Annotated in this window: 17 protein-coding genes; 7 read left to right on the top strand and 10 right to left on the bottom strand. The window is 72.9% G+C overall.

The genetic code is table 11. The features are described from left to right. The first annotated feature begins 1 nt into the window (after nt 1). A complete protein-coding gene (locus tag ACWKZU_RS05490; protein WP_449281384.1) occupies nt 2-583 on the top strand; it encodes a TetR/AcrR family transcriptional regulator in 582 nt (193 codons plus the stop codon). Between the two features lie 54 nt (nt 584-637). On the opposite strand, the gene ACWKZU_RS05495 is transcribed toward ACWKZU_RS05490, so the two are convergent. The 5 genes from ACWKZU_RS05495 to ACWKZU_RS05515 all read right to left on the bottom strand — a co-directional run bounded on the left by ACWKZU_RS05495 (nt 638) and on the right by ACWKZU_RS05515 (nt 6,000). After that, nucleotides 638-1,729, bottom strand: a complete 1,092-nt coding sequence (locus ACWKZU_RS05495) for a CPBP family intramembrane glutamic endopeptidase (RefSeq protein WP_449281385.1) — start codon at nt 1,727-1,729, stop codon at nt 638-640. After that, nucleotides 1,722-2,837, bottom strand: a complete 1,116-nt coding sequence (locus tag ACWKZU_RS05500) for a DUF1648 domain-containing protein (protein ID WP_449281386.1) — start codon at nt 2,835-2,837, stop codon at nt 1,722-1,724. The genes ACWKZU_RS05495 and ACWKZU_RS05500 overlap by 8 nt, the downstream gene beginning before the upstream one ends. Then, a complete protein-coding gene (locus ACWKZU_RS05505; RefSeq protein WP_449281387.1) occupies nt 2,834-3,304 on the bottom strand; it encodes a GntR family transcriptional regulator in 471 nt (156 codons plus the stop codon). Before ACWKZU_RS05505 ends, ACWKZU_RS05500 begins: the two co-directional genes overlap by 4 nt. Nucleotides 3,305-3,484: 180 nt before the next feature. Then, nucleotides 3,485-4,648 (bottom strand): acyl-CoA dehydrogenase family protein, encoded by a 1,164-nt coding sequence (locus ACWKZU_RS05510; protein WP_449281388.1) that lies wholly within the window; start codon nt 4,646-4,648, stop codon nt 3,485-3,487. Between the two features lie 158 nt (nt 4,649-4,806). Next, a complete protein-coding gene (locus ACWKZU_RS05515) occupies nt 4,807-6,000 on the bottom strand; it encodes a CaiB/BaiF CoA transferase family protein (RefSeq protein ID WP_449281389.1) in 1,194 nt (397 codons plus the stop codon). Between the two features lie 138 nt (nt 6,001-6,138). Here ACWKZU_RS05515 and ACWKZU_RS05520 point away from each other — a divergent pair, with 138 nt between their 5' ends. Beyond that, entirely contained in the window at nt 6,139-7,701 is a 1,563-nt protein-coding gene (locus ACWKZU_RS05520; protein WP_449281390.1) for a PucR family transcriptional regulator, read from the top strand. A gap of 30 nt (nt 7,702-7,731) precedes the next feature. Here the strand turns inward: ACWKZU_RS05520 and ACWKZU_RS05525 are convergent, their stop codons facing one another. From ACWKZU_RS05525 to ACWKZU_RS05545, 5 genes are all read right to left on the bottom strand, one after another. Beyond that, nucleotides 7,732-7,914: a hypothetical protein gene (locus ACWKZU_RS05525; protein WP_449281391.1), complete on the bottom strand. Its 183-nt coding sequence runs from the start codon at nt 7,912-7,914 to the stop codon at nt 7,732-7,734. 90 nt (nt 7,915-8,004) lie between these two features. Further along, nucleotides 8,005-8,460 carry a DUF3817 domain-containing protein gene (locus ACWKZU_RS05530; RefSeq protein ID WP_449281392.1) on the bottom strand — a complete coding sequence of 152 codons (456 nt, stop codon included), beginning with the start codon at nt 8,458-8,460 and terminating at the stop codon, nt 8,005-8,007. A 79-nt stretch (nt 8,461-8,539) separates the two neighbouring features. Beyond that, nucleotides 8,540-9,484: a LysR family transcriptional regulator gene (locus ACWKZU_RS05535; protein ID WP_449281393.1), complete on the bottom strand. Its 945-nt coding sequence runs from the start codon at nt 9,482-9,484 to the stop codon at nt 8,540-8,542. A gap of 53 nt (nt 9,485-9,537) precedes the next feature. Then, nucleotides 9,538-9,858 (bottom strand): glutaredoxin domain-containing protein, encoded by a 321-nt coding sequence (locus ACWKZU_RS05540; protein WP_449281394.1) that lies wholly within the window; start codon nt 9,856-9,858, stop codon nt 9,538-9,540. A gap of 10 nt (nt 9,859-9,868) precedes the next feature. After that, nucleotides 9,869-11,011, bottom strand: coding sequence for a MalY/PatB family protein (locus ACWKZU_RS05545; RefSeq protein WP_449281395.1), 1,143 nt, complete (start codon nt 11,009-11,011; stop codon nt 9,869-9,871). Nucleotides 11,012-11,476: 465 nt separating this feature from the next. Between ACWKZU_RS05545 and ACWKZU_RS05550 the strand changes: the two genes are divergently transcribed. Genes ACWKZU_RS05550 through ACWKZU_RS05570 form a run of 5 tightly spaced genes read left to right on the top strand, consistent with a single transcriptional unit; the run spans nt 11,477 to nt 17,846 of the window. After that, the gene (locus tag ACWKZU_RS05550; RefSeq protein WP_449281396.1) at nt 11,477-13,102 is read left to right on the top strand and encodes an ABC transporter substrate-binding protein; all 1,626 of its coding nucleotides are present in this window, start codon (nt 11,477-11,479) and stop codon (nt 13,100-13,102) included. A 55-nt stretch (nt 13,103-13,157) separates the two neighbouring features. Further along, nucleotides 13,158-14,147: an ABC transporter permease gene (locus tag ACWKZU_RS05555; protein ID WP_449281397.1), complete on the top strand. Its 990-nt coding sequence runs from the start codon at nt 13,158-13,160 to the stop codon at nt 14,145-14,147. After that, the gene (locus tag ACWKZU_RS05560; protein ID WP_449281398.1) at nt 14,147-15,010 is read left to right on the top strand and encodes an ABC transporter permease; all 864 of its coding nucleotides are present in this window, start codon (nt 14,147-14,149) and stop codon (nt 15,008-15,010) included. The genes ACWKZU_RS05555 and ACWKZU_RS05560 overlap by 1 nt, the downstream gene beginning before the upstream one ends. Continuing rightward, nucleotides 15,007-16,695 carry an ATP-binding cassette domain-containing protein gene (locus ACWKZU_RS05565; RefSeq protein WP_449281399.1) on the top strand — a complete coding sequence of 563 codons (1,689 nt, stop codon included), beginning with the start codon at nt 15,007-15,009 and terminating at the stop codon, nt 16,693-16,695. The genes ACWKZU_RS05560 and ACWKZU_RS05565 overlap by 4 nt, the downstream gene beginning before the upstream one ends. Then, nucleotides 16,692-17,846 carry a peptidase C39 family protein gene (locus ACWKZU_RS05570; RefSeq protein ID WP_449281400.1) on the top strand — a complete coding sequence of 385 codons (1,155 nt, stop codon included), beginning with the start codon at nt 16,692-16,694 and terminating at the stop codon, nt 17,844-17,846. The genes ACWKZU_RS05565 and ACWKZU_RS05570 overlap by 4 nt, the downstream gene beginning before the upstream one ends. Nucleotides 17,847-17,971: the final 125 nt, after the last annotated feature.

The following is a 17,971-nucleotide window of genomic DNA, read 5'->3' on the forward strand; positions in this document are numbered from 1 at the left end:
TATGACCGACGCGCGTATCGTCCGCACCCGAGCCGCTCTGCACCGCGCGATCATCCAGCTGGCGACCGAGAAGCCGGTCCCCAGCATCACGGTGTCCGAGCTCGCCGAGCTCGCCGGCATCAACCGGGTGACCTTCTACAAGCACTTCGCCAGCCCGGCAGAGACCCTCGGCTCGGCGCTGAGCCTCGAACTCGATCCTGCGCGCGAGCACTTCATCGCCGGCTACACCGAGCTCACGGCCGATCCGGTCGAGATCTTCACGGCGAGCATCAACCAGATCCTCGATCACGTCGAGCGCCACCGGGGCCTCTACCTGCTGTCCATCAACACCCCGCAGGACGGCACGGTGCCGAACCTGCTCACCGATCACTTCACCGAGACCATCAAGCTCTACCTCGAGCAGCGCGAGCTGCACGAACCGCAGGTGCCCGAGTTCGAGGTGGACGTCGTGTCGCGATTCTTCGGCATGGGCCTCGTGGGGGCGATCAAGGCGTGGGTGCTGAGCGGGGAGTCGGATCGCGAGGCATTCCTGAACTCGATCACGACGCTGGCCCCCGCCTGGTGGTTCCCCGCCCGCCCCTGAGCCGGCCCGGCGGCATCGACCCGCCTGCCGTCTGACCGGCCCGCCCGACGACGCCTAGCGGGCGCTCCGGGTCCCGCGGGCGAGCTCGGGCTCCCTGCGCAGCTGACCGGTGAGCGCGAGGACCAGGATCAGCGCGCCGAGCACGATCCAGCCCGCGACACCGGCGACCGTCACCAGCTCGGGTCGCACCGTCTCGCCCGCGGCCACGAACCACATGATCATGCCGCCGGTGCCGTTCAGCGCGCCGTGACCGATCGTGGCGGGCCACACGGAGCCCGTGCGCAGTCTCAGCCAGCCGAAGAGCACCCCCATGACGGTGCAGTTGACCGTCATCAGCGCGACGCCGCGCCAGTCCATCAGCCCGTAGTTGTGCCCGAGCAGCGTGAGCGGGGCGTGCCACAGCCCCCAGATCGCCCCGCTCAGCAGCAGCGCGGGCCACAGACCCAGCGGGCGCAGCGCGGGGAGCAGCCAGCCGCGCCATCCCAGTTCCTCGCCGAAGCCGAGGATCGAGTTCGGGATCACGGCCGCGACGGGGAACAGCGCCAGTTGCACGGCGACGAGCACCCACGGCGACGGCAGCACCGAGGGGTCCATGCCCTCCGGAAGCGCGTCGGCGTTGATCTCCGCGAAGCCCGAGAGGTGCACGAGGTCGACGCGCACCCAGCCCAGCGCCGCGGCGAGCAGCGTCGTCGCCAGGCCGATGAGGAGCGGAGCGAACAGCGCCGCGACGGTGAACCAGACGACGCGCTTCGCGGGCCGGAGCGGCCACACGCCGAGGAAGCGCAGGCGCTCGCGCCGAGGCACACGCATCGCGAACGTGACGACGAGCGCCGCGATGGCCGGCGTGAGCATCATCGCCATGGCCAGCAGGCCGAACAGCACCGGGAAGCCCGGCGCCTCGGGTCCCATGAGCCACAGCGGCAGCGCGACGAGCCAGGCCAGACCGAACGCGATCACCGCGAACAGCGCCACGGCACCCCAGGGCACACCTCCCGCGGGGCGATCGGCGCGCGAAGACTCGGCCGCGACACCCCCTCCGGCGGTCCGGCCGCCCGCGGCCGACGCGTTCCCCGGCACCCCGTCCGCGACGCCCGGGCCGTTCGACCCCTGCTCCCTGTCCGCCATGCTCACGTCCTCCTCAGACATCCCGCTCCTCCGTCCGCGCCGATCGTGCGGCCACCGCGCTCAGCAGGGCCGCGCCGGTCTCGGCGTCGTCGACCGTCACCGCGAAGGTCCTCCCGTCCCTGCGGGTGATCACGATCCCCTCGCCCGTCCGCATCACGATCCCGAAACCCGTGCCGGGCACCCATCGCAGGCCCCAGCCGCCCCACTCCGCGAAGGGGCTCACCTCTCGCACCTCGACGCGCTCCACGTCGCCCGCGGGCACCCGGAAGCTCGGCCACCCGACGAGCGACCGCGCCTCGAGGCCCTCCGGATCGATCCGCACGCGGAACCAGGCGCACACCGCCGACATCGCGGCCACCAGCAGGAAGAGCACGGCGGTCGGCCACCAGGCCGGGGCGCCGACCACCGCGAGGAGCACGGCGGTGCTGCCGCACAGCACCAGCGTCGTTCCGAGCACCCATCCGAACGTGCGGGAGGGGCGGATCTCCGCGACCCACATCGCGCGCTCGTCGGGGCCCAGTGCGAGCGTGCGGGCGGATGCCCGCCGAGACGACTCGATGCGCAGCCGGGGCTGCGCGAGAAAGCCGGCCGCGCCCGCCGCGAGAGCGGCTCCGAAGGCGACCGCCATCGCGCCGCCGACGCCCGGGGCGTCGCGGGCATCGGCGAGATCGAGCTGAATCCGCGCGGTGAGCACGGCGGCGACCATGATGAGGGTCGCGATCCCCAGCGACACGGCCGCGAGGAAGCGGTTCATGCCCGACCACACGGGGTTCGTCGCCCTGCCGCCGCCGAGCACCGCGAGGAGGCCGAGCAGCAGGCTCATGCCCGCGCCGAGACTCACGAAGGCGACCGTATTGGCCGACGGGCTCATGAAGCCGTCGGGCGCGCCCGTGCCCGACCAGTGACTCGCCATCGGATCGGGCAGGCGGGGCAGCCAGGCGAGGAGGAGCGCCGCGGCCGCGACGGTCACCGCGAGCGGCAGGACCAGCCCGACCCACAGGGCGGCGCGCTTCGCGCGTCGCAGCTCCCGCCGTTGCCGGGCCGACGGGGCGGCGTCCGGGGCACCCGAGCCGCCGAACGCCTCCTCGCCGGGGCCGCCGACGGCACGCAGGTGGCGCTCGCCGGTCATGCGGCGTGCTCCGCGGCGGGGCGCACCGGCGGAACGGGCGCCGCAGTCGCAGCGGCGGCCGCAGTGCCCATCACGGGATCGGCGCCGGCTCCCCCGCTGCTCCGGCCCGCGGGGCCGGATTCCGCCGCGCTCTCCACGAGCGCCGCGAGCGCAGCCGGATCGACGCCGAGCTGCGCAGCCCGTTCGACCAGATCCCGCACCTCGTCGCGCAGGGCGGCGACGCCGATCGCGCGCTGCGTCACCACGGCGCCGCGACGGCGTTTGAGGTCGATCAGCCCCTCGTCCCGCAGCTGCTGGTAGGCGCGCAGCACCGTGTGCACGTTGATGCCGAGGCCGGTCGCCACCTCCCGCGCGGGCGGCAGCGCGGCGCCGGGACCGGTCCGCCCGCTCACGATGTCGGCTCGCACGGAGTCCGCGATCTGGGCGTAGATGGGTCGCTCGCTCGCCTCGTTCACTCTCACCAGCACGGCAATAACTCTACATCAGGTAGAACTATCGTGCGGAGGATCCTCCGCACCCGTTCCCCGAAACCGCGCCCATCCGCCGAGACCGAGGCCTGCATCGCCGCTGCAGACCTCGGTTTCAACAGCAGGGCGCGGTTTCAACAGCAGGCGGCGGTTTCGGTGCCGCCGGAACGGATCGTGCCGCTAGAAGGCGGCGATGCCCGTGAGCTCGCGCCCGATCACGAGCTGATGCACCTCGTCGGTACCCTCGTAGGTGCGCACCGACTCGAGGTTGGCCATGTGCCGCATCACCGGGAAGTCGGAGGTGATGCCGTCGCCGCCCAGGATCGCGCGCGCGGTGCCGGCGATCTTGATGGCCTCGCGCACGTTGTTGAGCTTGCCCACGGAGATCTGCCCGTACGACAGGTTGCCCGCGTCCTTGAGACGGCCGAGGTGCAGCGCCAGCAGCAGGCCCTTCTCGTACTCGACGAACATGTCGGCGAGTTTGGCCTGGATGATCTGCTTGCCGCCGATCGGCGCGCCGAACACCTCGCGCGTCTGCGACCGGTCCACGGCGGCCTCGAGGCACGAGCGCGCCGCGCCCATGACACCCCAGACGATGCCGTAGCGCGCCTCGTTGAGGCACTTGAACGGCGAGGAGAGCCCCTTCGAGCCCGGCAGGATCGCGTCGGCGGGCAGCCGCACGTCGTTCAGCTCGATCTCGGTCTGCAGCGAGGCGCGCATCGACAGCTTGTTCTCGATCGCGGTCGCCGTGAAGCCGGGGGTGTCGGTCGGCACGACGAAGCCGCGCACCACTCCCTCGTCGTCCTTGGCCCAGATCACGCCGACCTGCGCGATCGTGGCGAGGCCGATCCAGCGCTTGCGGCCGTTGAGCACCCACTCGTCGCCCTCGCGGCGCGCGGTGGTGATCATGGTGTTGGGATCCGAGCCGCCCTGGGGCTCGGTGAGGCCGAAGAAGCCGATCGCCTCGCCCCGGCCCATGGCCGGCAGCCAGCGCTGCTTCTGCTCCTCGGATCCGAACTTGTAGATGGCGCCCATGGCGAGCGAGCCCTGCACCGAGAGGGCCGTGCGGAAGCCGGAGTCGACGGCTTCGAACTCCATGGCCACGAGGCCGTACGCCACCGAGGAGGCGCCGCGCAGGCCGTAGCCCTCCAGGTACATGCCGAAGGCGCCGAACTCGCCCACCTCGGGCAGCAGCTCGACGGGCAGGCGGCGATCCTCGAACGCCTGGTCGATGATGGGACGGATGCGGGTCTGCGCGAACTCGCGCGCGCGCAGCTGCCACTCGCGCTCCTCCTCCGTCACGAAGTCGGCGACGTCGAACAGCTGATCGATGGTGGTGGTCATGGGGTGTCCTTTCGGGTGGATCTGCGGGAGCGGCGCGGGCCGCGGGATCACGGGTGGTGGGTTCTGCGACGCGGCGCGGGATGACGATGGTCGGAGGTTCCTGCGGACTCGCCGGGATCACGGGCGCGACTCGGTCGCGAGTCCCGCCCGGCCCGCACTCAGTCGCCGGGGCGCGGCAGCCAGGCGGCGTCCTGGTGCTCGCCCACGCCGGGCGGCGGCACGCGGTAGCTCGCCGGCGTGGCGGAGAGGGAGATCGGGGTGGCGATCGAGCGCAGCACGCGCGGGGCGCCGTCGGGGGCGATCGCCCGCGTCTCGGCGACGGGTTCGAGCCCCAGGGAGGCCGCGAGCTCGATGGCCTGGCCGATGGTGTTCACGCGGCCCGCCGGGATGTTCGCCGCCGTGAGCGCCTCGATCCACTCGGCAGCGGTGCGGGTGCGCAGGCGCTGCTCGAGGGACTCCCGCAGCTCGACGCGGTGCGCCACGCGCTGCGGGTTCGTCGCGAAGCGCTCGTCGTCCGCGAGGTCTGGGATGTCGAGCACCTCGCACAGCCGCGCGAACTGCCCGTCGGTGCCGACGGCGAGCGCGATGGCCTGGTCGGCGGCGGCGAAGGTCTCGTAGGGCGCGATCGAGGGGTGGGCATTGCCCATGCGGCCGGGCGACACGCCCGTCTCGAGGGTCGAGGAGGCCTGGTTGGCGAGCGCCGAGAGCAGCGAGCCCAGCAGCGTGACCTTGACGTGCTGGCCGCCGCCGGCCGCCCCCCGCGCCATCAGCGCGGCCTGGATGCCGATCACCGCGTTGAGGCCGGTGAGGATGTCGACGAGCGCCACGCCCACCTTGGTCGGCTCGCCGCCGTCGTCGTCGCTCTGGCCCGTGATGCTCATGAGCCCGCCCACGGCCTGCACCAGCAGATCGTAGCCGGGCAGCTCGCGCCCGGCGGTGTCGCCGAATCCGGAGATGGAGCAGTAGACCACACCGGGGTTCTCCGCGGCGACCGCGTCGTAGCCGAGGCCGAACTTCTCCATCGTGCCCGGCTTGAAGTTCTCGATGACCACGTCGGCGGTGCGGGCGAGCTCGCGGGCCCGTTCGAGCCCCTCGGGGTCGCGCAGGTCGCAGACCACCGAGCGCTTGCCTCGGTTGACACCCGCGAAGTAGGTGCTCTGCCCGACGGCGTTCACCGGAGGCCGCCACTGACGGGTGCCGTCGCCCTCGGGGCTCTCGATCTTGATGACGTCGGCGCCGAGGTCGGCGAGGATCATCGTGGCGTGCGGTCCCGCGAGCACCCGCGAGAAGTCGGCGACGCGGATCCCCGCCAGCGCTCCGCCGCTCCGGGCCGTCTCAGCCTGCTCGTCCACATCGCACCTCTCGTCTCGGATCCGCACCGGTCCGCACCGATCCGAACCGGCCTGGCCCGGCCTCCGGGGCCGGTCCGTGCCGCCAGTCTACGGCCGGGTCAGGACACCCTCGGGCGCATCATTGCATAGGGAGCATGCATGACCCTGTGCAAGAATCTCCTCATGGCCACGCTGTCCCAACTGCTCGCGCTGCCCGATCTCGCCCTGCGCCTCATCCAGGCCGGCCCGGGAGACCCCGAGATCAGCTGGAGCTCGACCACCGAGCTGCTCGACCTCAGCGGCTATCTGGAGGGCGGGGAGATCATCCTCACGACGGGGCTCGCGCTGGAGCTCGACGATCCTCGCTGGCGCGACTTCGTCGCCAGCCTGAGCCGCGCGCGCGTGGCCGCGATCGGCTTCGGGATCGGGGTCAACCACGACCGCATCCCGCCCCGGCTCACCCGCGCGGCGAGCGAGTACCGCGTCGCGCTCTTCGAGATCCCGCTGCCCGTCCCGTTCATCGCCGTCACCAAGGCGATCGCCGCGCTGCTGCGCTCGGACGAGCTGCGCGCCGCCCGCGCGGCGCTCCAGGCCCAGCAGCGGCTGCTCGACGGCGCGCGAGGCGACCGGGATCCGGCCGAGGTGATCGCGAGCATCGCCCAGGTGACCGGCAAGCAGCTCGCGCTCGTGGGGTCGGACGGGGCGGTGCTGGCCAGTACGGGCGGTTTCGCCGCGGCGTGCAAGGCGAGCGGCGCCGAGTACATCGATCTCGATCGGGGCGCCTCGATGCAGCTGGCGGTGGCGGGCGACGCTCCGCTCACCCCCGAGGGCCACGCGGTCATCGCCGCGGGCTCGATGGTGCTCGGCCTCGGCCTGCGGGGCGACAGCGCCGACGCGACCCGCGAGCGGGAGCGCTGGGAGCGTCTCACGGCGTCGCTGCTGAGCGGCGCAGGTTCGCCCGAGGCCCTCGCGCTCCTCGACCCCGAGCTGCGGTTCCCCCCGCTGCTGCGCGCCATCGCCGTGCAGGGCAACGCCGAGGACGTCGCCGAGTGGCGCCGCCGCCCGCGCAACGGGCTCGACCGGCTCATCGCCCCGGGCGGCACCGCTCCGGCCGCTCCGGGACTCGCGCAGGCCTGGCAGCTCTGCCCGGACGCGGAGGAGGCCCTGGACCGGGTGCTCGCCGCCGCGGCCGCCCACGACCTCGATGCGGTGGTCGGCCGCCCGGCCGCACCGTCCGAGGCGGTGCTGAGCCGGCGCTCGGCGAGCGCGCGGCTGCGCGGGCTCTCGCAGACCGCACCGCTCTACACGGCGCCGCGCGTGCCCGAGGTGGTGTGGGCCGATCGCGACGCGCCGCTGCTCGAGGCGCTGCTGGAGCTCTCGTCCGGGAGCACCGCGACGGACACCCGCGGAGGAGACGCCTCCGAGCCGGGCGACGGCGCTCGGCGCGCACTGAGCGCGACGGCGCTCGGGCCGCTCTCCGTGCACGACGAGCGGCTCGGAGGGGACGAGCGGGAGATGCTGCGGAGCACGCTGCGAGCCGTGTTCGAGGCCGACGGGCAGCGCGGGCCCGCGGCGGCGGCGCTCGGGATCCACCGCAACACCCTGCGCGACCGCATCACGCGCATCGAGCGGCTGACGCGCCGCTCGCTGGCGAACGCCGACGATCGCGCGGAGCTCTGGTTCGCGCTGCGGCTCGAGGAGCTCTCGGCCCCCGCCGGTTGAGCGAGCGGAGCGAGCCGGAACCAGGGCTCATCAGGTCGCGGGCAGCTCCTGCTCCGGACCGCCCTCGTCGTGCGGCTCGTGCAGGGCGTGGAGCACGCCGCGGACATCGCCGTGCAGCAGGTCGTCGACGAGCTCATCGACGGCGACCGCTTCATCTGTTCCCTGGGGGATCTCCATGCGGAGCCCGGATCCCCTCGCCTTCTTCCTGTCCATGCTCAACGATAACCCTGTTTCGCCGCAAAACGCATCACAATTCGGGGATGTCCGGCTTCCGTCGTCGGGCGGGACTCGTACCGCCGAGGGTCAGCTCTTCGGAACCGGCGGCCCCAGCCAGAGGAGCAGCACGAACACGGCCATCACCGCCGCGGCGAGCAGGATCAGCGCGAGCCACGGGCGGCGGAGCACCCACGCCAGCGCGTGCTCCCACGGCCCGCGCGGGGGAGCTCCCCCGGGCGCGAGCCGCCACGCGCGCGGCAGCATGCCGCGGCGATCCGCGACGAGTTCGAAGGGCAGCGTCGCGAACGGGATCACGGCGCTCGCGAGCCCGAGCGCGCCCCAGGAGAGATGCCAGCGCGCGTCGATCCAGACGAGCACCGTCACGGCGCAGTAGGCGAGGAACACGAAGCCGTGCACACCGCCCGCGGGGGTCACCCAGGCGTCGCTGATCCCGGTTCCGCGAAGGACGAGAGCCGTGATGAGCCCGGCCCACGTGATCAGCTCGGCGAACGCGAACAGGCGGAACAGCAGGCGCGGCGACATGCTCCCTACCGTATCGTCCGGAGCCTGAGGAGCCGCCCGGCATACCCGCCGCGGCGCGCGGCGCAGACGCATCGCCCCGTCAGCGGTCCGATTCGCCCGGCAGCGGATCGAGCACCCGGGCGGCCGCCCGCCGCAGCGCGGCGACCACCTCCCGCACCTCGGGGCGCACCTCGCCCCGCGCCAGCAGGATCATCAGCTGACGCCCGTCGTGCTCCCCGAGCCCGAACGCGCGGATCCCCGGATGGCGATAGCTGATCAGGCTCAGCCGCGGCACGACGGACACGCTCATGTCGCGCGCCACCAGCTCCTGCACGACCATGTAGTCGTCGGTGGCGTGGCGGATGTCGGGGGTGAAGCCCTCCCGCTCCGCGATCCGCAGGAAGTGCCGCCGACAGCTCGGGCACCCCGCGACCCACCGATCGCCCGCGTGGTCGGCGAGCCTGCGCATGCTCTGCGCCGCCGCCCCCCGCCGCTGCGACACGATCAGCTGCAGCGGATCCCAGCCGATCGGCAGCATCTCGAACTCCCGCTCGAGCCCGAGCAGATCCTCCTCGTCGTACCGGAACACGAGCGCGACGTCGGCCGCACCGCGGCGCAGCAGCTCCGGCACCGAGAACGGCTCCTGCTGCTCCAGGTCGATCGTCGGCGCGGGGCGGGAGTCGGCGCGCGCGATGAGCTCCGACATCGCGGGAGCCACGATGCTCGTGCAGGCGGAGGGGAAGGCGACCACGCGCACGGTGCGCGCGTCCTCGTCCATGAGCCCCGCCACCTCGCGGGCGGCGCGGGCGAGGTGTCCGTCGATGAGCTCGGCGTGGTGCAGCAGGCGCTTGCCGGCCTCGGTGAGCTGCACGCCCTTCACCGTGCGGATGACCAGCGTCGCTCCGAGACTCTCCTCGAGCCGGCTGACCTGGCCGCTGAGCGCCGGCTGCGTCCACCCGAGCTCGCGGGCCGCCGCGGCGAACGATCCGTGCTGGGCCACCGCGCGGAACGACATCAGCGCGCGTGGGTCGATCTCCGGGTTCACCGCGGCACCCGCCCGGGTTCCGCGCGTCGGCTTCGCGAGTGCTCGGCCCGCATTCAGACTCCGTCGCCCAGCTCGGCGAGGCGCTCGACGACGCCCCGCACCCCCGGGTTCACCCGGGTCGAGCCGTCGGAGAACAGCACGGTGGGGATCAGCCAGTCGCCGCCGTTCGCCTCGATCGCGATGCGCTCGGCGGCCGGATCCTCCTCGATCATGACCTCGCGGAAGGAGATCCCGCTCCGGGAGAGCATCGTCTTCAGGCTCGTGCAGTAGCCGCACCACACGGCGGAGAACACCGTGACGCTCCCCCGCTCCGGCAGGTAGCCCGCCAGCTCGTCCGGGGAGATCCGCGGTTCGCGCGCCTCGCTCTCGTCCACGTGCATCACCCTACCCCGACTCCTCGGCGGCGCGGACGAGCCGCTCCATCGCCTCGCGCACGTGCTCGCGGGGCAGCGCCGCGTTGAAGCGCACGAAGCCCCGGCCGGCCGCGCCGCAGTCCGATCCGTCGGTGACCACCAGCTGCGACGCCTCGCGCAGTGCCTGCGCGGCCGAGGCGCCGTCGCGCAGCAGCCCGGTCTCCCGCAGGTCGATCCACAGCAGGTAGGTGGCCTCCGGGCGCAGCACCCGGATGCCGGTGCGGTCCCTCGCCGCCTCCAGCACGGCGAGCGCCTCGGCGACGCTCAGCCGCAGCTCCTCGACGGTCTCGTCGAGCCAGGCGCGTCCGCCGCGATAGGCCGCCTCCGTGGCGACGACCCCCAGCACCGAGGTCTGGTGCTCGTACCAGTGCCCCACCTCGCGCCACCTCGCGAGGTGATCCGGGTTGGTGAAGATGAGCTGCCCGCACTTGGTGCCCGGGATGTTGAAGGCCTTGGTCGCGGAGGTCGCGGTGATCGTGTGGGCGGCCGCCCGCGGCGAGCGCGCCGCGTAGACGATGTGGGGCGAGGATCCGAGCACGAGCGGGGCGTGGATCTCGTCGGCGAGCACGAGTCCGTCGAACTCGTCGACGATCCGCTCGATCTCGGCCAGCTCCCGCTCGACGGCGACCTTCCCGATCGGATTGTGCGGGTTGCAGAGCACCAGCAGGCGGGCGCCGCTCGCGAACGCGGCGCGAAGTCCGTCGAAGTCGTAGCTCCAGCCGGAGCCGGAGGGGACCATCGGCACCTCGATCACCGGGCGGCCGATCATCGGGGGCACCGACAGGAACGGCATGTACCCCGGCGTCGGCACGATGATCGGCTCGCCCTCGGGCACGAAGTGGGTGAGGATCGCGCGGAAGCCCGCGACGAGGTCGGCGACCGGGCGGATCGCCTCCTCGGACGGGGTCCAGGCGTACGACTCCCGCAGCCAGCCGCCCACCGCGCGCTGCAGGCGGAGGATCTCGTCGGCACCGAGATACCCGAGCTCCTCCCGGTCGAGCGCCGCACCGAGCGCGCGGGTCACCGCGGGCGGGCTCCCGAACTCCATCTCGGCGAGCGCGCGGCCGATGTCGCCCTCGACCAGCTGTTCACGAGCATGCACGGTGGATGACACGCTCCCTCCTTCGGTTTCGGCGGGCCTGCGCCCGCGGGCGGAACGGTGCTCCGTCCCGCTCCCGCTCATCGTATGGCGACCGCGGGCGCCGCAGCTCCTCGTTTCCGCTGGGGTGCTGTGCGTTTTGCTTTGAGGCGACGGGGCGATCGGAGGGGCTCCGCGGCCGGTTCTCGGGCTCCCCGCTCCGCGCTCCGGCTCCGCGCCGACCCGGGAGCGCCGCCGTGCCCGCCCCTCATGAGGAGCCGGAGCGCCCCGGGTCCGCGCACCCCGCTCGCGCGGGACGAGGCCCTGCAGCACGGCGCAATAAAATACATCCGTAGCCTCAGCCTGTACTACTCTGGCCACAGCGGCGACCGCCTCACCGGCGAGGCCCGCACCGACCCCCTGGCCCGCATCCTCGCCCGTCGATCCCCGAGCAGGACGGGCCGGGCCCGCAGGCAGCACACGCGAAGGAGCGACCACACCATGCAGCCCAGAACCATCCGAGCGCGGAGGCCGCGTCTCGCAGCCGCCGCCGCGATCGCAGCCGCCTGCGCCCTCGCCCTCGCGGGGTGCGCAGGCTCCTCCGAGGCCCCCGAGCAGCCGGAGGTCTCGCTCGTCGACACCGGCCAGGAGATCGAGCAGGTCACGGTCGCCTTCCCCGGCTCGCTCGCCAACCTCTACATCGGCCAGGAGAGCGGCATCCTCAACTACAACCTCGCCGCGACGGTGCAGGAGGGCCTCGTCGGCCAGGACCCCGAGGGGCAGATCGTCCCCGCCCTCGCCGAGTCCTGGGAGACGCCGGACGACACGACGTACGTCTTCACGCTCCGCGACGACGCCCGCTTCCAGAACGGCGATCCCGTGACGCCGCAGGACGTCGTCTTCAGCATCGAGCGCGCGGTCGATCCCGAGTCCTCCCCCGGCACCTACTACTACCTCACGAATCTCGACTCGGTGGAGCAGACCGGCGAGCGCGAGGTGACCGTGACGAGCAAGACGCCCGACGCGACGTTCCTCGTCGGCCTCTCGAGCGCGGGCGCCGTCGTCGTCACCCAGCAGGAGTTCTGGGAGGAGCACGACGGCAACATCGGCACGAGCGATTCGCTGCTCCTGGGCACCGGCCCCTACCGGGTGACCGAGTTCCAGCCCGACTCGCACGTGCTGCTGGAGCGGGTGGACACCTGGTGGGGCGGCGTGCCGAAGGCCGAGTCCATCCGGGTGAACTTCATCCCCGACGCGAGCACCCGACTGGCCGCGGCGCAGAAGGGCGACATCGACATCGCGTTCAACGTGCCGATCAACCAGGCCCAGGAGTGGGGCAAGATCGACGGCGTGCGCGTCGAGTCGATGAACGACCTCTCGTACGTGGGGCTGCTGTTCGATCAGAACGTCGCCCCGTTCGACGACGTCGACGTGCGCACCGCGATCGCGCACAGCATCGACCGCGAGGCCATCGCGGAGAAGCTGCTCCGCGGGTACGGCGAGCCGGCGACCGCGATCATGACCCCGGAGTCGCTCGCGACGGCCTACGACGGCGAGGAGGCGCGCGCCGCGCTCGCCGCGATCCCCCAGCACGACTATGACATCGAGGCGGCGAAGGAGGCCATCGCCGGCACCGACGCCGAGGGGCTCGAGACCGAGCTGACCTACCCCAACACCGGCCCGCAGCTCGGGATCGCGGCGCAGGCGATCGCGGAGAGCCTGAAGGAGATCGGCATGGACGTGCGAGTGCGCGAGGTGCCGATCGAGGAGTGGCTCGCAACCATCGGCGACGGCGAGCACGGGCTCGGCTTCATGTGGTACTTCTCCACGACGGGCGACCCGGCCGAGGTCAACAGCTACCTGCTCGGCCCCGGCAACCCCAACGGCTTCGAGAGCGAGGCCGCCGCGGGCCTGATCACCGAGGCCAACGCGCTCACCGACCCCGCGGAGCGCGCCGCGAAGCTGCTCGAGCTCGAGACGCTGGGCGCCGAGGAGGTCGTGAACGCGCCGATCTGGTGGGGCAAGTCCGTCACGGCGTTCTCCAACACCGTCGGCGTGACCGACTACAGCCCCTACACCTTCACCACGGTCTGGGGCGCCAGCCTCTTCGCGGCCGAGACGGAGTAGTCGCCCGATCCGGGGTGCGGCTCCGGCCGCACCCCGCTCCCAGGAAGGTGGTTCCGTGACGAGCCGCACCAGTCGCCGCCGCAGCGCGGGATCCCGCCTCGCGCTCACGATAGCGCTCCGCGTCGCGAGCGTCGCGCTCATCCTGCTCGTGCTCTCCTTCCTCACCTTCACCCTGCTCTACCTGGCGCCGGGCGATCTCGTGAAGAACCTGCTCGGCAACCGGCCGAGCACCCCGGAGGCGGTCGCCGCGGTCCGGGCGCAGTACCACCTCGACGACCCGTTCCTGCTGCGCTACGCCGACTGGCTCCTCTCAGCGCTGCGGGGCGACTTCGGCGTCTCCATCCGGCTGCAGCAGCCCGTGACAGCGGTCATCATGAGCCGGCTCGGCGTCACGTCCCTGCTCATCGGCCTGTCGTTCCTGCTCGCCGTCGTCACCGCGGTGCCGCTCGGCATCCTCAGCGCGGCGCGCAACGGCACGCGCATCGACCGGGCCGCGAGCGCGACCGCGCTCTTCGGCCTCTCGGCGCCGAGCTTCGCCCTCGCGATCCTGTCGATCACGCTGTTCGCGATCCTCATCCCGGTCTTCCCGGCCTACGGCGCCGGCAGCGGCGGGCTCGACCGCCTCTGGCACCTGTTCCTGCCCGCGGCCGTGCTCGCCGCGGGGATCGGAGCGATCCTCATGCGGATGACGCGCGCCGCGGTGCTGCGCGAGTTCGAGAGCGACGCCATCACCTTCGCGCGGGCCCGCGGCATCCCGGAGCGCGTCGTGCGCCGGATCGCGCTGCGCAGCGCGCTCATCCCGATCGTCACGAGCGCCGGGCTCATCCTCACCTTCATCATCGGCGGCACGATCATCGTCGAGACCGTGTTCGCCCTGCCGGGGATCGGGCAGTTGCTCGAGGAGGCGGTGCTGTTCAAAGACCTGCCGGTCGTCCAGGCGATCACGCTGCTCGTGGCGGCCGCGATCGCGATCATCACCATCGTCGTGGATCTGAGCTACCTGCTGCTCGACCCGCGCGTCCGAGCGAGGGAGCTGGCCGCATGATGCCGCGCACCACTCAGGTCTCCTTGATCAGCGGCACGCGCGTCGCGCCGGGGCGCCATCGGGACTGGAGCGTCGTCGCCTCCGCCGTGTTCCTGCTCCTGGTGGCCATCGCGGCCGCCGCCTCGCCGTTCCTCACGCAGGCCGCGTCGAAGCAGAGCATCCTCGACTCGCTCCTGCCTCCCGGCTCCCCCGGGCACCTCCTCGGCACCGACGAGCTCGGGCGCGACGTCCTGCTGCTGACCCTCGCCGGCACCGGGTCGGCGGTGGCCGGCCCCCTCGTCATCGCCTCGGGATCCATGCTCCTCGCCGTGGTGATCGGCACGCTCGCCGGCTACCTGCGCGGCCCGGTCGACTGGGTGGTGGGCCGCGTCGTCGACATCCTCCTGTCGCTGCCGGTCATGCTCGTCGCGATCGTCGTCGCGGGCATCTTCGGCGCCGGCTACTGGGTGACCGTGCTGATGCTCGTCGCCCTCTTCTGCCCCTCCGACATCCGCATCATCCGCGCAGGGGTCACCGAGCAGGCCCCGCGGCCCTACGTCGAGGCGGCGCAGATGCTCTCGCTCTCCCCCGCCCGCATCATGTACCGTCACATCGTGCCGAACGTCTGGCCGCTCATCATGACCAACTTCATGCTCAACCTCGCGATCGCGCTCGTGACGCTCTCCTCGCTGTCGTTCCTCGGCATCGGGGTCGCCCCGGGCACCGCCGACTGGGGCCGCCAGATCACCGACGGACGGGGCGTCATCGGCGACAACCCGGCGATGCTCCTCGTGCCCGCGATCCTCATCGTGCTGGTCGCCATGGCCATCAACGTGCTCGGCGATCACCTGGGCGAACGGCTTCGGGAACGGGGGATGCAGTGAGCACGACCGAGCCGCGGGGAACCCGCGTCACCGGCCTCCGCGTGACCGCCGCGGGGCACGACATCGTGGCCCCGCTCGACCTCGAGGTCGCGCCCGGCGAGATGCTCGCCATCATCGGCGAGTCGGGATCCGGCAAGTCGATGACGGCGCGCGCCGTCACCGGTCTCCTGCCGCGCGGCGTGCACGCCGCCGGCGAGGCCGAGATCGACGGCTACCGCTACGATCTCGCATCGGGATCGGACGGCGTCTGGGCGCAGGTGCGCGGCCGTCGCGCCGTACTGCTGCTGCAGGATCCGTTCACCAGCCTCAGCCCCGTGCTGCGCTGCGGCCGGCAGATCGCCCTCACGATCGAGGCGCGCCTCCGCGCCGCGGGCGGCTCCCCGGCCCGGGGAGCCCTGCGCACGGAGGTGGAGCGCCGTCTGGCCGAGGTGCAGCTGCCCGCGCGCGTCGCCGAGCAGTACCCCTCCGAGCTCTCGGGAGGGATGCGGCAGCGGGTGGCGATCGCGGCCTCCCTCGCGGCCGAGCCGAGGCTGCTGATCGCCGACGAGCCCACCACCGCGCTCGACGCGAGCACGCAGGGAGAGGTGCTCGACCTGCTCCGGGGCCTGCAGGCGACCCACCGCATGGGCCTGATCCTGATCAGCCACGACCTCGGCGTGATCGAGGGTCGCGCCGACCGGGTGCTCGTGATGCGCAGCGGGGAGGTCGTCGAGCGCGGGGACACCGCGCAGGTGCTGCGTTCGCCGCAGCACCCCTACACCCGAGCGCTCATCGACGCGAACCCCTCGGTCGGGGACGCCGTGCCCGGCTCGGCTGCGAGCGGTCCGCCGCTGCTCGTGGCGGAGGGGCTGTCGAAGTCGTTCGGCTCCGCGGCCGCGCTCACCGACGCGTCCGTCGAGGTCGCCGCCGGCGAGGTGCTCGCGATCGTCGGCGAATCCGGATCCGGCAAGTCGACCCTGGCCCGCGCCATCGCCGGCCTCGAGATCCCCGACGCCGGGCGCGTGATCCTCGACGGCCGGCAGCTGCCCGCCGGCCGACGCGGACGACGCCCCCGGGAGATCCAGATCGTCTTCCAGGATCCCTACTCCACCCTCAACCCCTCGTTCACGATCCGCCAGTCGCTCGAGGAGGCGCTGCGAGCGGGCGGATCACGCGAGCGCACGGTGGCGGAGCTGCTGGATCTCGTCGAGCTCGACCCGTCGCTGGCCGAGCGGCGCCCCGCTCAGCTCTCCGGGGGTCAGCGCCAGCGGGTCGCCATCGCCCGCGCGCTCGCCCCGAATCCGCAGGTGCTCATCTGCGATGAGAGCGTCTCGGCCCTCGACGTGTCCGTGCAGGCGCAGATCCTCGACCTGCTCGCTCGCCTGCGCGACGAACTCGGCCTCGCGATGCTGTTCATCACGCACGACCTCGGCGTCGTCGCCCGCATCGCGGATCGCGTGGTGGTGCTGCGCCGCGGGGAGATCGTGGAGCGCGGTGAGACGACGCGGATCCTGCGCGAGCCGACGCACGAGTACACGCGGCTGCTGGTCGCCGCGGCGGAGCAGGACAGCCTGCGGCGCGCCGGAGGCCCGGACGCACCGGTATCGGCGTCCGCACCGGCACCAGCACAGACACAGGCACAGGCACAGGCACCCGCAGAGGCGGCCTCAGCAGCACCGGCACCCGCACAGGAGGGGCACGCATGACCGAGACGCACGAATCGATCTCCATCGCCGTCGAGGCGGGCGCGCTCCCGCCCCGGCCGCTCGGCACCGGGGCGCCCGAGGAGCGGCTGGCGCTGTGGCGTGTGGAGCGCGCCCTCTGGAGCCCGCGCGTGCTCGTCGCCCGGAACGCTTCGGGAACGGCGGTGGGAGCCGCGCTCACCGCGGGTCGGCCGCACACCGCCTCCCGCAAGATCGTGGACGTCCTGGCCGAGGACGACGCGGTCTGGACCGCGCTCCTCGGTGCCGCGCGCGACGACGTCCCCGGGGACGGCGCGGCGGATCCGGCCCCGCTCGCGGTGCACTTCGAGGAGCACCTGGCGCACGACCGCCTGTCCGACTCGCGCCGCGCCCGCCTCGCGGAGCTGGGTTTCGAGCCGGCGCCGCGGCCGGTTCCGTCGATCCCCAGCACGCGCCCCGGCGATCCGACCGAGGTCGCCGCCTGGTCGTGGTGGCGCGGGGAGCGACCCACCCGGCTCGCCCCGTACTACGGGCAGACCACCGAGGTCACCTGCGGCGCGGTCTCGTCGCTCATGGCGCTCGAGCACCTGGGCGGCGGCGGCTTCGATCCGGAGAGCCTCGTGGCCAACCGGGCGACCGAGATCGCCTTCTGGCGCCGCGCGACGAACCTCCCCGCCTGCGAACCCGTCGGCCTCGCGGTCGAGACCGCGAAGGCGGGCGCGGAGTCGGGGCTGCTGCCCGCCACGCCCCGCGTCGTCCTGAGCGCGCCGGGGCCGGTGCTGGTGGAGGAGTTCTCGTCGAACGAGTCCGAGCGCATGCTGCGCACGGACCTGCAGCTCGAGTCGCTCCGGCAGGCCGAGGAGATGGGGCTCCCGATCGAGCGGCGCTGGATCGAGGTCGCGGAGATCGCCCACCTCGTGCGGGACGGTGCGCAGGTGCTGCTGCTCATCGATCTCACGGAGCTCATCGCGGACCCGACGCCCCACTGGGTGCTCGCCACCGACGTGGTCGACGGCGCGCTCGTCGTCTCCGACCCGTGGGTGCAGTATCCGAACGGCGAGACCTGGGTGGACGCCTTCGCCCTGCCGATCCCCTTCGCCGGCATCGACCTCGTCACGCGGTGGGGGGACCCCGCCTACCGCGGCGTCATCGTGCTCCCGCCGGCCGAGCGCTGATCGACCCCACGAGGTCGAACGCCCCGGGCCGCAACCCGACGCTGACGCGCGAGCCCGGGCCGACCCGGGTGCGATCCGCTCGCGCGGCGCGTGAGCGGTGAGAGCGGCGACGATGAGGACCCCGT

This window comes from Leucobacter sp. (assembly GCF_053528595.1).

Coding starts and splice junctions, on each gene's coding strand:
- ACWKZU_RS05560 (WP_449281398.1), top strand. CDS start 14,147: ATGCCGCGCACCACTCAGGTCTCCTTGATCAGCGGCACGCGCGTCGCG.
- ACWKZU_RS05550 (WP_449281396.1), top strand. CDS start 11,477: ATGCAGCCCAGAACCATCCGAGCGCGGAGGCCGCGTCTCGCAGCCGCC.
- ACWKZU_RS05520 (WP_449281390.1), top strand. CDS start 6,139: ATGACCCTGTGCAAGAATCTCCTCATGGCCACGCTGTCCCAACTGCTC.
- ACWKZU_RS05530 (WP_449281392.1), bottom strand. CDS start 8,460: ATGTCGCCGCGCCTGCTGTTCCGCCTGTTCGCGTTCGCCGAGCTGATC.
- ACWKZU_RS05500 (WP_449281386.1), bottom strand. CDS start 2,837: ATGACCGGCGAGCGCCACCTGCGTGCCGTCGGCGGCCCCGGCGAGGAG.
- ACWKZU_RS05490 (WP_449281384.1), top strand. CDS start 2: ATGACCGACGCGCGTATCGTCCGCACCCGAGCCGCTCTGCACCGCGCG.
- ACWKZU_RS05510 (WP_449281388.1), bottom strand. CDS start 4,648: ATGACCACCACCATCGATCAGCTGTTCGACGTCGCCGACTTCGTGACG.
- ACWKZU_RS05495 (WP_449281385.1), bottom strand. CDS start 1,729: ATGTCTGAGGAGGACGTGAGCATGGCGGACAGGGAGCAGGGGTCGAAC.
- ACWKZU_RS05525 (WP_449281391.1), bottom strand. CDS start 7,914: ATGGACAGGAAGAAGGCGAGGGGATCCGGGCTCCGCATGGAGATCCCC.
- ACWKZU_RS05570 (WP_449281400.1), top strand. CDS start 16,692: ATGACCGAGACGCACGAATCGATCTCCATCGCCGTCGAGGCGGGCGCG.